This window comes from Sinorhizobium medicae (genome assembly GCF_007827695.1).
Classification (GTDB): domain Bacteria; phylum Pseudomonadota; class Alphaproteobacteria; order Rhizobiales; family Rhizobiaceae; genus Sinorhizobium; species Sinorhizobium medicae.
Map to the genome: position 1 here is coordinate 251509 of NZ_VITA01000004.1, position 12624 is coordinate 264132.

The following is a 12624-nucleotide window of genomic DNA, read 5'->3' on the forward strand; positions in this document are numbered from 1 at the left end:
CCGGCTTCCCGCGGCCCTTCTCTACACCGTCAGGAGGTCTTTCGTCGACGCGGCGGGTGCTCTACTCCCCGAACACGATCAGCAGATCCTTGGCATCGATCTGATCGCCGGCGTTGACCAGCACCTCCGCGACGACGCCGTCCTTCTCCGCATGCAGCGCTGTCTCCATTTTCATCGCCTCGATGGAGAGCAGCACGTCGCCGGCCTTGACCGACTGGCCGCTGGCGACCGCGACGGTGGAGATGACGCCCGGCATCGGCGCGCCGAGATGTGCGGCATTGCCGGATTCCGCCTTCCGGCGGATGGCCGTCGAAGCGCCGCGGTTGCGGTCGGGCACCTTGATCGAACGCGGCTGGCCGTTCAGTTCGAAGAACATCTTGACCATGCCCTTCTCGTCCATCTCGCCCTGCGCCTGATTGAGGATGACCAGCGTCTTGCCCTTCTCGATCTCGGCGAAGAGTTCCTCACCCGGCGCCATGCCGTAGAAGTAGGCGGGCGTCGGCAGTACGCTGACGGGGCCGTAGGTTTCGCAGGCCACCGCATAATCGGTGAAGACCTTGGGATACATGAGATAGGAGGCGAACTCGAAATCGGTCACCTCGCGACCGAGCTTCTCCTCTATGTCCTTGCGTTCGGCGTCGAGATCGGCGTCTTCGAGCAGCGAGCCCGGACGCGCGTCATAGGCCACCTCGCCTTTCAGCGCCTTCTTCTGCAGCGCCTCCGGCCAGCCGCCCGGCGGTTGACCGAGATCGCCCTTGAGCATGGATACGACCGATTCGGGGAAGGCTATGTCCTTGCCCGGATTCTCGACATCGGCAACTGTCAGGTCCTGGCTCACCATCATCAGCGCCATATCGCCGACCACCTTGGAGGAGGGCGTCACCTTGACGATGTCGCCGAACATCCGGTTCGCGTCGGCATAGGCCTGTGCAACCTCGTGCCAGCGGGTTTCGAGACCGAGCGAGCGAGCCTGTTCCTTCAGATTGGTAAACTGGCCCCCGGGCATTTCATGCAGATAGACTTCCGAGGCCGGCCCCTTGAGGTCGCTCTCGAAGGCCGCATACTGGTGGCGAACGGCCTCCCAGTAGAAGGAGATGCGGCGGATCCATTCCGGATCGAGGCCCGGGTCGCGCTCCGAACCGGACAGCGCCTCGACGATCGACCCGAGGCAGGGCTGCGAGGTATTGCCCGAGAGCGCATCCATCGCCGCATCGACGACATCGACGCCGGATTCGACGGCTGCGAGCACCGTCGCCGCGGCAATGCCCGACGTGTCGTGCGTGTGGAAGTGGATCGGCAGGTCGGTCGCCGCTTTCAGCGCCTTGAAGAGCACGCGCGCCGCGGCGGGCTTCAGGAGCCCGGCCATGTCCTTGACGGCGATCATGTGGGCGCCGGCCTTTTCAAGCTCGGCCGCAAGCGCCGTATAATATTTCAGGTCGTATTTCGGCCGGGCTGAATTCAGAATATCGCCGGTATAGCAGATCGCCGCCTCGCAGATCCTGTTCTCTTCCGCCACCGCATCCATCGAGACGCGCATGTTCTCGACCCAGTTCAGGCAGTCGAAGACGCGGAAGACATCGATGCCGCCCTTGGCGGCCTGGCGGACGAAATATTTGACGACGTTGTCGGGATAGTTCTTGTAGCCGACACCGTTCGCACCGCGCAGAAGCATCTGCAGCAGCAGGTTCGGCGCGCCCTCCCGCACCATCGCCAGCCGCTCCCACGGATCCTCGGTCAGAAAGCGCATCGAGACGTCGAAGGTCGCCCCGCCCCAGCATTCGAGCGAGAAGAGACCCGGCAGCGCCCGCGCATAGGTGTCGGCGATGCGGGCGATGTCATAGGTGCGCATGCGGGTGGCGAGCAGCGACTGGTGGCCGTCGCGCATCGTCGTGTCGGTGATCAGCACTTCCTTGCGTGCCTTTACCCATTCGGCGAATTTCTTCGGACCGAGCTGATCGAGGCGCTGCTTGGTTCCCGGCTTCACCTCGTCGCCGATGAACGGCACGAGCGGGGAGGCGATGTCCTCTGAGGGCATCGGCCGGCCCTTGGCTTCCGGATGACCGTTGACGGTCACGTCGGCAAGATAGGTGAGCAGCTTGGTGGCGCGGTCCTGACGCTTCACCTGCTGGAACAGCTCCGGCGTCGTGTCGATGAATCGCGTGGTATAGCTGTTGTCGTGGAATTTCGGGTGGCTGATGATCGCCTCGAGGAAGGTGAGATTGGTGGCCACGCCACGGATGCGGAACTCCCGTAACGCACGGACCATCCGCTTTATCGCCTCGTCCGGGTTCGGCGCCCAGGCGGTCACCTTCTCGAGAAGCGGGTCGTAAAAGCGGGTGATCACGGCACCGGAATAGGCGGTGCCGCCATCGAGGCGGATGCCGAAGCCGGTGGCGCCGCGATAGGCGGTGATGCGACCGTAATCCGGGATGAAATTCTGCTCCGGATCTTCCGTCGTGATGCGGCATTGCAGTGCATGCCCGTTAAGACGGATATCCTCCTGACGCGGCACGCCCGATTCCGGTGACCCGATGGCAAAGCCGTCGAGAATGTGGATCTGCGCCTTCACGATGTCGATGCCGGTGACGACCTCGGTCACCGTATGCTCGACCTGGATGCGCGGATTGACCTCGATGAAGTAGAATCTGCCGGTGTCGGCATCCATCAGATACTCGACCGTGCCGGCGCCGATATAGCTGGTCGCCCTGGCGATCTTCAGCGAGTAGTCGGCGAGTTCCTGGCGCTGCGCCTCGGTGAGATAGGGTGCCGGCGCGCGCTCCACGACCTTCTGGTTGCGCCGCTGAATCGAGCAGTCGCGCTCGAACAGGTGGACGACATTGCCATGCGTGTCGCCGAGGATCTGGCTTTCGACGTGGCGGGCACGCTCGACGAGCTTCTCGAGATAGACCTCGTCCTTGCCGAAGGCAGCCTTCGCCTCACGCTTGGCCTCGGTCACCTCGCGGATCAGGTCCTTGGGGTCTCGAATCGCCCGCATGCCGCGGCCGCCGCCGCCCCAGGAAGCTTTCAGCATCACCGGATAGCCGATCTCCTCGGCCAGCCGCTTGATCTCGTCCGTATCGTCCGGCAACGGCTCGGTCGCCGGCACGACCGGCACGCCAACGGAGATCGCGAGATTGCGGGCCGCAACCTTGTTGCCGAGCTGACGCATCGTCTCCGGCTTCGGGCCGATGAAGGTGATGCCGTTTACGGCGCAAGCCTCGGCGAACTCGGGGCTTTCGGAAAGCAGGCCGTAGCCCGGATGTATGGCGTCCGCGCCGGACAGCTTGGCGACGCGGATCACTTCGTCGATCGAAAGATAGCTTTCGATCGGCCCGAGGTCACGGGGAAGGTGCGGCCCTCGTCCGACCTGATAACTCTCGTCCGCCTTGAAGCGGTGCAGCGCCAGCTTGTCCTCCTCAGCCCATATCGCGACCGTTTTAAGCCCCAGCTCATTGGCCGCGCGGAAGACGCGGATGGCAATTTCGGAACGGTTGGCGACAAGGATCTTCGATATGGACAAGTCGGACTCCTCATGGTCTTGGACACGCGGGAATGCTGCACCCGCGAAAAGACTATTAGCGAGTCGAGGAATGAAGTGCAATTTCAGACGCGACATGAATCCTGACCCATTCGGTCAGGAGGGGCGGGAGACGGTGTTTGACCATCAAGTCACGAGATCAGTCCCAGGCGGAAGGCGAGCGCCACCACATGGTGCCGGTTTTTCGCCTTCAGTTTTTCCTGAATGCCGTTCATGTACCAGTCGACGGTATGGCTCGAAATATCCAGGACCTTGCCGATGTCGTTCGACGTCATGCCGTCGGCGAGGTAATGGAGCGCTTCCATTTCACGCCGCGTCATCTGGACTTCGACGCGCGAGACGAGCTCCGCCATGATCTCCGGATCGGTGAGTTCGAGCAGCTTCCAGAACAGCCGCTTTGCGATGGCGTCGAAAAGGCTCAATTCCACCGGGCTCAGATCGACCACCCGCCCCCCTACCGTCAGATTGCCCATGAGTCCGCGGCGGCCGTGCACCGGAAAAATGTAGCCGTCGAAGAGGCCGTGATTGCGTGCCTCGATCATCATGCTTTCCATGCGCTTGCGGTGCGGGTCCGAACGGAAGGCCACGAGCGTGTCGCGCCAGCGGAAACCGCGCTGGGCATGTCCGAGGAAGCGGATCGTAGGATCTATGACGACGTATTTCTTGCGAATGTAAATTTGCGGCCAACCCTCCGGCCAGCGTCCGGCCAGAAGGAGCCTGAGTGGATTCTCATGCGGTTTCGGCTGACGCACGACACCGTAAAAATCGAAGCCGCAGCGGTCGAGCAGGCGCTCGAACTCGGGCAGAATCTCCTCGCGCGTCTTCATCTCTTCCAGAAGCGCCAGAAACTGTACGAGCAACGTGATATTCATAGAGCACCCTCAAATCAAAAACGCGCAACGCAACCCCTCCAGGCCAGGTGAACACGCCGTTCAGAAGCCATTCATGTTGCAACCGCGATAATTCTTCATATCACGCTCGGTCTTGCAGGAAACCTGCAAAAACTCGGAGTCGAGGCGTCAAGATAGCTAACGATGGATCAGACCGCCAACCCTCCCATGGAATTGGTCGATCCCTCTGTCTTCTCCCGCCCCGTCTCCCTGAGTTTTTCGGGAAGAACGTAAAGGCCGTCACCCGCGGCTTCGTCGGACGGCAAATGGATGAAGAGCATCCTTTCCGGCCGGTACAAGACGCTACGCATTGCCGCATCGTGCCGTTGCGGCGTCAAATCCGATACCCGAAAGGGGTGAGACAGTGTCCTTGTTTCAGGTGTATGCAAGAGCGCTTCAGTATCTTGCTGTCCACAAGTTTCGTGTCGGGGCGATCGTTGTCGCCAATATCGTCCTGGCCGCCATCACCATCGCCGAGCCGATTCTCTTCGGCCGGATCATCGACGCGATCTCGACACAGAAGGACGTGGCGCCGATGCTGCTCCTGTGGGCGGGCTTCGGCGTCTTCAATACGATCGCCTTCGTTCTCGTCTCGCGCGAGGCTGACCGGCTTGCCCACGGCCGCCGTGCTTCGCTGTTGACCGAAGCCTTCGGCCGCATCATCTCGATGCCGCTTTCCTGGCACAGCCAGCGCGGCACCTCCAACGCACTGCATACGCTGCTGCGCGCTTGCGAGACGCTTTTCGGCCTTTGGCTCGAATTCATGCGGCAGCATCTCGCGACCGCAGTGGCGCTCGTGCTTCTGGTTCCGACGGCCTTTGCGATGGACGTCCGGCTGTCGCTCATCCTCGTCGTGCTCGGCGCAGCCTATGTGATGATCAGCAAGGCCGTGATGAGCCGCACGAAAGAGGGCCAGGCTTCCGTCGAGAGCCATTATCACACGGTCTTCTCGCATGTGTCGGATTCGATCAGCAATGTTTCCGTGGTGCACAGTTACAACCGCATCGAAGCCGAAACGCGCGAGCTGAAGAACTTCACCCAGCGTCTGCTGTCGGCCCAGTACCCGGTCCTCGACTGGTGGGCTCTGGCGAGCGGCCTCAACCGCATCGCTTCAACCATATCGATGATGGCGATCCTCGTCATCGGCACCGTTCTCGTGCAGCGCGGCGAGCTCGGCGTCGGCGAGGTGATTGCTTTCATCGGCTTCGCCAATCTGCTGATCGGCCGTCTCGACCAGATGAAGGCTTTCGCCACCCAGATTTTCGAAGCCCGCGCCAAGCTCGAAGACTTCTTCCAGCTGGAGGATTCGGTTCAGGACCGCGAGGAACCCGCCGATGCCGGGGAACTCAAGGGCGTCGTCGGCGAGGTCGAATTCAGGGACATTTCCTTCGACTTCGCGAACTCGGCCCAAGGCGTGCGCGACGTGTCCTTCAAGGCCAAAGCCGGCCAGACGGTTGCCATTGTCGGCCCGACCGGCGCCGGAAAAACCACGCTCGTCAACCTTCTGCAGCGGGTCCATGAGCCGAAGAGCGGAAAGATCCTCATCGACGGCGTGGACATCGGAACCGTCACCCGCAAGTCGCTCCGCCGGTCGATCGCCACGGTCTTTCAGGATGCGGGCCTCATGAACCGGTCGATCGGCGACAATATCCGCCTCGGCCGCGAGGACGCCTCTCTGGACGAGGTGATGGCCGCCGCCGAAGCCGCCGCTGCGAGCGACTTCATCGAGGACCGCCTCAACGGCTACGACACGGTCGTCGGCGAACGCGGCAACCGATTGTCGGGCGGCGAACGGCAAAGGATCGCCATCGCCCGCGCGATCCTGAAGAACGCGCCTATCCTGGTGCTGGACGAGGCGACCAGCGCGCTCGACGTGGAGACAGAGGCCCGAGTCAAGGATGCGATCGACGCGCTCCGGAAGGACCGGACGACCTTCATCATCGCCCACCGCCTGTCGACGGTGCGGGAGGCCGATCTGGTCATCTTCATGGATCAGGGCCGAATCGTGGAAATGGGCGGCTTCAACGAGCTCAGCCAGAGCAATGGCCGCTTTGCCGCACTGCTTCGCGCCAGCGGGATCCTTACGGACGAGGATGTTCGCAAGAGCCTTACGGCAGCGTGATCCCATCGCTGGTCTGCATCGGGCAGGAGGGGAGCCTTGCGGCGTCCCTCCTCCCGTGCGTACGGTTTCGCACACGGCGGCTCACCAAGTGTAAGTCAGTTAGCCGTCGGAGTTCCTGCTGAAGCGAGGTCATCCGGAGCCGATGGTAGAAGGCCTTGCTGAATGCATCGTTCATGTGGCTGGCCCCGGCGTTCCACCAGGGTTCATGACCGTTGCCGGCCGAGTCACGTGCCGCTGTTCCGTCAGGTCGCTCAGGCGCGTGGCACGCGTGGCAGGCCGTTTCCATTGTCGCCAGACAATATAGTCCAGTTTGCGCCGCAGCCAGCCATCCAATTCCTTCAGACACCTTTCACTCCGGCCGACCGGAAGCGGGCGATCCAGCCGCGCCAGGCTCGGCGCCGCCCTCTTGAGGCGCGATGCCTTGTGGCGGGTCATGGAATAGCCGAGAGAAGTGCCTTTCCGCAATCGGTCGCCCGCGGGTGGGTCATGCCTTCGCTCACCCACTTCCTTGCCGAGCGGCTGGCCTCGCGGTAAACGGCGCCAAGAGCGCGGTGGACCGCGCCGATCGTCTCGCCCGAGGCTGGTACGGGTGATTGGTAGCGGAACGACATATGATGGCCGCACGACGCTGTCGGTCGCCGTAACGAGTCAGGCCGGGCGAACTGCGAGAGCGAAGCTTGCGTCCGCTGTCTTGCAACATTGACGGCGAACGTGGTTGTGACGCTCCGGTGACGAACTTTTCCCGTGAGGCTTCCTTCCATTCCTGAGAGAGGACCGCACCGTCAAACCATGGATCAAAACATCTACAGCGCCGTGCGTCTTATCAGACGCACATTGACTAAAATCTTACTAGGTACTAGGTAAGTACTTAGATGTCGGGAAGGAGCGGGGATGTCGGCGCCATTGCGGCAGATCGCATATGAGAATTTCAAGAACAGGCTTTTTGACCGGACATTGATTCCGGGGCGCTTTCTGTCGCAAAGAGAGCTGTGCGACATACTCGAAAGCCCGATGGGGGCTGTCCGAGAAGCGTTGAAGCGGCTTGAAGCCGAAGGCTTGATCAACATTTTGCCCCAGCGCGGCGTGCAGATCACCGATATCAACCTGAGCCTGATTAATGAAGCCTTCCAGTTCCGGCTTCTCATCGAGCAGGAAGCGGCGCGAAAAATGGCGGGGTCGCCGAATCGTGCTGAGCTGGCGGAATTGCGCGAGCGGACCCAGAACATCAGATCGCGGGCAGAGCGGGCCGATGCCTCTGACCAGACCTATCTGAAGGATGGGCTGGAGGTCGACCTGGCGCTTCACGATATGCTGGTCGCTCATTTCGATAACTCGCTGATCAGCGGCACCCATAGGATAATCCAGGACCGTGTCCGGCTGATCCGCTCCAACAAGAACTACACCACGTCACGATTGGTCGATGCCATGTCGGAGCATCTGGCGATTATCGACGCGCTGCTGGCGACGGATGAAAACGCTGCGGTCGCCGCATTGAAGTCTCATCTCACCACATCATGGCGGCGCGCCCTTGGACATGAGGATCTGTCATCGTGAACAAGCCGAATGTCCTGTTCATATTCTCTGATCAGCACGCGCAGAAAGTAGCGGGCTGTTATGGCGATGATGTCGTCCGAACGCCCAATATCGACCGGCTCGCGCAGGAAGGTGTGCGCTTCGACAATGCCTATTGCCCGTCACCGATCTGCACGCCAAGCCGGATGTCGATGCTGACCGCCCGCTGGCCGCACAGGCAGGAATGCTGGACGAATGACGACATGCTTCGTTCGGATGTCCCGACATGGCTGCACCGGGCGGGAGAGGCCGGCTACCGCCCCGCGCTGATCGGCCGGATGCATTCGATAGGCCCGGACCAGCTTCACGGCTATGCCGAGCGTGGAATCGGGGATCATACGCCGAATTTCGCGGGGATCGCACGATTTCCCATGGGTGTGCTTGAAGGCACCAACGAACCGGATTCCGTATCCCTGACGCAAAGTGGAGCGGGAATGGCGATCTACCAGCGGAAAGATCAGGACGTCGTGGATGCCGCTGCGGCCTGGCTTCGGGATAAGGGAGCGGCCAGAAACGCCGCCGGGCAGCAATTTTGCCTGACGGTCGGGCTGATGACGCCGCATGCCCCCTATGTCGTCGATCGCGAGGCCTTCGACCATTATCACGGGCAAGTACCGCCGCCCCGTCTGGATGTGCCGCAGGACGAGCATGACTGGCATCGGTGGTGGCGTCACGACCGCGGCATCGGCGAAGTGTCTGATGCAGTCAGGGATCGCGCCCGTGCCGCCTATTGGGGGCTTGTGCAGCGCACCGATGAAATGATCGGGCAGGTTCTCGACGCGCTCAAGGAAATCGGCGCGATGGACGATACCCTGATCGTCTATGCGTCCGATCACGGCGACCATGTCGGAGAACGTGGCCTGTGGTGGAAACATACATTCTTTGAAGAATCCGTGAAGTTTCCGCTGGTGATGCGGCTTCCCGGCGCCATTCCGGCGGGCGAAAGCCGGGATCAGGTCGTCAATCTGGTCGATCTCAGCCAGACGATGATCGAGGTCATGGGGGCTCAGCCTTTGCCCTATGCGGATGGCAAAAGTTTCTGGGCCGTTGCCTGTGATCGCGAAGCGCCATGGGAGAACGAGACATTCAGCGAATACTGTACGGATCCGGTACCATCATGGACCGGAGGACGGGCTGTGCAGCAGCGGATGATCCGGTCAGGTTCGTGGAAATTGTCCGTCTATGACGGCGAGCCGCCGCTTTTGTTTGATCTGTCCACAGATCCGGATGAGCGTATCAATCGCGCCGAGGACCCGGATTGTGCGGAAATGTTTCAACGATTGTCGGCGCGCCTGGCCCATGACGGTTGGCGGCCCGAAACGGTTGCCGCCCGCATGCGGGAACGACGAGCCGAGAAAGACATTCTCGCCGCTTGGGCGCGTGAGGTTCAGCCAGCGCAGACCCATGTCTGGGAATACACCGCCGATATGAACAGACTCGATAACTAACCGCCATTTTCATGTAATTCTGGGAGGAATAAACACATGAAACACCTAATTGCCGCCATCCTTGCCGCGACGCTTTCGACAGGCACCGCCTGGGCCGAGGATCCCTTGCCCATCCGCATCGGCGCCGCTTCGGCTGTCGATCATGCTCCGGTCTTCATCGGGGTCGAGAAGGGAATATTCGCCGCACATGGCCTGGATGCGGACGTGGTTATGTATCAGTCCGGCGTTGATATGGTGAACGGGCTCATGAACGGGGCGCAGGAAGTCAATGTCATGGGCTCGGTCCCGTTCCTGTCCGGGATTTCACGCGGGTTTCCCCTTGTCCTGATCGGGCATTTGCACGGTGACCCGAACCGTACCGACTATTCCGACAACCAATCCGTTATCGCCTCGGCTGAATCGGGCGTCAAAAAAGCCGATATTGCGGCGCTTGCCGGGAAACGGATCGGCTTGCCGCGCGGTACGGGTGCGGAGGGTTATCTGTTCGGGTTACTGAAATCGGCAGGGCTCAGCGAGAAGGATGTGCAACTGGTCAATGTGCAGCCGGCAGAGCTGGTGACTGCGCTGACTCAGGGGGACGTTGATGCCATTTCGATCTGGCAGCCCTGGGCCGCGACCGCGCTGACGAAAATCGAAGGAACGGTTGAGGTCGTCGCGGGGGGCTGCGCGGGTTGCTATGATCCCGGCACGATCCTGACAACCCGCATGGTTGCCACGGAAAAGCCTGAGGAGCTGAAGCGCTTCATGGCTGCCTTCGCCGAAGCGCAGCAATGGGTGCGTCAGAACCCCGATAAGGCGGCTGAGATAAACACCCGCTGGATTTCGGGCGTCGATGCCGAAACCATGGCTCTAGCACTGAAGAATATCCCGCTGGATTCGCGCATTTCGGCGCATACCGCCGCAATGTATCAGGAAAAGACATTGCCGTTTCTGGTTGGTCTCGGCCGGGTCGAAAAAGTATTCGATCCATCGGATTCCATCGACACAAGCTTTCTGAAGGCCGCGCAGGAAAGCAATCCCAAGGCATTTTCGGATCTGGAACCTATCCCGAAAGACATTCAGGTCAAGTGAGGCTCAAATCATGAACACGGCCGCACTGACGGGTGGAACGCCCAAGATCTCGATCCGGGATATGACGCTTGTCCATGTGAACGAAGAACGGCGGCAATCCAATGTTGCCGTCGAAAACCTGACGCTGGACATCATGGAGAATGAATTTCTCTGCGTTGTCGGGCCATCGGGCTGCGGCAAGTCGACCTTGCTTTCGGCAATCGCCGGATTCATGCAACCGCAGACCGGAACGGTTACGATGAACGGAGAGCGCATCACCAAACCCGGCGCGGATCGCGGGGTCGTGTTTCAGGAATATGCGCTTCTGCCGTGGAAAACGGTGCTCGACAATGTCGCGCTTGGCCTGAAATTCAGAGGCGTGCCCAGGGCCGATCGGGAGGCGAAAGCGATGGAATATATCGCGATGGCCCGCCTGACCGAAGCGGCGAAAAAATACCCGCATGAGCTTTCCGGCGGGATGCGCCAGCGTGCGGCGGTGGCCAGAACGCTGGCGAACACGCCGGAAATCATGATGATGGACGAACCTTTCGCCGCAGTCGACGCGCAGACGCGCCTGTCGCTTCAGGAGGAATTGCTGCGGGTCTGGAATGACAATCCGATCACGGTCCTTTTCATCACTCATTCAGTTGAAGAGGCCGTGTTTCTTGCAGACCGGGTCGCAGTCCTGACGCCGGGGCCGGGAAAACTGCGTGAGATCGTGGAGATAGATATCCCCCGCAATGCGCGACACTGGGATACGATCACAAGTGACCCGGAATTCATCGCATTGCGTGACCGGGTCATGGCACTCGTCCGGGATCAAAACGGATGACCCAACGATTGCCATCAGCCTGGCGGTTGCCGGTTCTGTCGCTTGCGATCGTCCTGGTGGTGATCTTTGGTTTCGGCATCCATGGCCGTATCAACTCGGCCATGCTTTTGGGTGACATGGATCTGTCATCCGATGTCGATGTCACCATCGGGCTGAGTTTTGAGCCGGAACGCTTTCATCTGGAAAAATTTCAGGACACCGGGCGCTATCAGGGCTGGTCCGACGGGCGGGCGCTGATCCTTTCGGCCGATCCCGAGGCGCTTCGCAAACTGGCGCGAAACTACTGGATCGGGACGATCGAACCCTATGAGGCCCCTGAATGACCGATAGCGTTGCCATCCATCTCAGACCGCGCACCCTTTGGATTTCCCGGGCGCAGCGGCGCGGAACGGCTGGTATTCTGGCGGTGCTGCTGCTGTGGCAGATATCCGTCTGGATCATCGATCTTCCGCCCTATTTCTATCCTGCCCCCCGGGACGTTCTGGCGGCATTCGGCGAACTGATCCGGAACGGCATTCTGATCGAGTATCTCGCCGACAGCTCATGGCGTTATGCCGTGAGCGTCGGGACGGGATTGTCTCTTGGGATCATCTTCGGACTGCTGATCGGGCTATCGGGCTTCTGGTCGCGGCTGCTGGGGTCGATCATCAGGTTTTTCTACGCCATTGTCGAGGTTGCCTGGATTCCGTTGCTGGTAATCTGGATCGGTTATGGTTTCCCCACCATTCTGATCGCCATCTCCTATGTGGTTTTCTTCCCAGTACTTTATAACACGCTGACAGGGGTGCAGACGATCCAGCCGGTCCTTATCAACGCGGTCAGGACGCTTGGCGCCTCGCGCTTTCAGGTGCTGACTTCGGTTATCCTGCCCGCCGCCTTGCCGAATATCATGACAGGGCTGCGGGTCGGGGCGGGTTTCGCTTTCCGGGGACTTATCTTTGCCGAGATGATCGCCGCCGGTTCCGGGCTCGGCTTCCTGATTTTTGATGGGGCGAGCACACGCCAGACCGACCGTGTCGTTGTCGGCATGATCATGATGGGGCTGCTGTGGCTGTTGATGGACCGTCTGCTCCTGCGGCCGATCGAGCGCGCCACAATCGAACGCTGGGGGCTTGTCCGGGCTCAGGGAGGTGAATCATGATCGCACGGCGATCACGGCCGTTCATGCGGAG

At 60.8% G+C, this 12624-nt stretch carries 11 protein-coding genes; 7 read left to right on the top strand and 4 right to left on the bottom strand.

Features of this window, described 5'->3' with window-relative positions:
* Nucleotides 1-61 precede the first annotated feature (61 nt).
* The 3 genes from pyc to FB009_RS08945 all read right to left on the bottom strand — a co-directional run bounded on the left by pyc (nucleotide 62) and on the right by FB009_RS08945 (nucleotide 4739).
* The gene (pyc, locus tag FB009_RS08935) at nucleotides 62-3520 is read right to left on the bottom strand and encodes a pyruvate carboxylase (RefSeq protein WP_102045028.1); all 3459 of its coding nucleotides are present in this window, start codon (nucleotides 3518-3520) and stop codon (nucleotides 62-64) included.
* 149 nt (nucleotides 3521-3669) lie between these two features.
* The gene (locus FB009_RS08940; protein ID WP_012067347.1) at nucleotides 3670-4410 is read right to left on the bottom strand and encodes an autoinducer binding domain-containing protein; all 741 of its coding nucleotides are present in this window, start codon (nucleotides 4408-4410) and stop codon (nucleotides 3670-3672) included.
* Between the two features lie 167 nt (nucleotides 4411-4577).
* Nucleotides 4578-4739: a hypothetical protein gene (locus tag FB009_RS08945; RefSeq protein ID WP_012067348.1), complete on the bottom strand. Its 162-nt coding sequence runs from the start codon at nucleotides 4737-4739 to the stop codon at nucleotides 4578-4580.
* Between the two features lie 53 nt (nucleotides 4740-4792).
* On the opposite strand from FB009_RS08945, the gene FB009_RS08950 reads away from it, so the two are divergent.
* Nucleotides 4793-6550 carry a glucan ABC transporter ATP-binding protein/ permease gene (locus FB009_RS08950; protein ID WP_012067349.1) on the top strand — a complete coding sequence of 586 codons (1758 nt, stop codon included), beginning with the start codon at nucleotides 4793-4795 and terminating at the stop codon, nucleotides 6548-6550.
* A gap of 431 nt (nucleotides 6551-6981) precedes the next feature.
* Here the strand turns inward: FB009_RS08950 and FB009_RS08955 are convergent, their stop codons facing one another.
* A complete protein-coding gene (locus FB009_RS08955; RefSeq protein WP_127580580.1) occupies nucleotides 6982-7161 on the bottom strand; it encodes a hypothetical protein in 180 nt (59 codons plus the stop codon).
* A gap of 280 nt (nucleotides 7162-7441) precedes the next feature.
* Here FB009_RS08955 and FB009_RS08960 point away from each other — a divergent pair, with 280 nt between their 5' ends.
* From FB009_RS08960 to FB009_RS08985, 6 genes are read left to right on the top strand one after another with little or no spacing between them, the layout of a single operon-like run.
* A complete protein-coding gene (locus FB009_RS08960) occupies nucleotides 7442-8104 on the top strand; it encodes a GntR family transcriptional regulator (RefSeq protein WP_012067350.1) in 663 nt (220 codons plus the stop codon).
* The gene (locus FB009_RS08965; RefSeq protein WP_012067351.1) at nucleotides 8101-9570 is read left to right on the top strand and encodes a sulfatase-like hydrolase/transferase; all 1470 of its coding nucleotides are present in this window, start codon (nucleotides 8101-8103) and stop codon (nucleotides 9568-9570) included. Before FB009_RS08960 ends, FB009_RS08965 begins: the two co-directional genes overlap by 4 nt.
* Before the next feature lie 36 nt (nucleotides 9571-9606).
* Nucleotides 9607-10641: an ABC transporter substrate-binding protein gene (locus tag FB009_RS08970; RefSeq protein ID WP_145161559.1), complete on the top strand. Its 1035-nt coding sequence runs from the start codon at nucleotides 9607-9609 to the stop codon at nucleotides 10639-10641.
* 10 nt (nucleotides 10642-10651) lie between these two features.
* Nucleotides 10652-11452 (top strand): ABC transporter ATP-binding protein, encoded by an 801-nt coding sequence (locus tag FB009_RS08975; protein ID WP_018209232.1) that lies wholly within the window; start codon nucleotides 10652-10654, stop codon nucleotides 11450-11452.
* Entirely contained in the window at nucleotides 11449-11775 is a 327-nt protein-coding gene (locus tag FB009_RS08980; RefSeq protein WP_012067354.1) for a hypothetical protein, read from the top strand. Before FB009_RS08975 ends, FB009_RS08980 begins: the two co-directional genes overlap by 4 nt.
* Complete coding sequence (locus FB009_RS08985; RefSeq protein ID WP_012067355.1) at nucleotides 11772-12593, top strand: ABC transporter permease; 822 nt, start codon at nucleotides 11772-11774, stop codon at nucleotides 12591-12593. Before FB009_RS08980 ends, FB009_RS08985 begins: the two co-directional genes overlap by 4 nt.
* The last annotated feature ends 31 nt before the right edge of the window (nucleotides 12594-12624 follow it).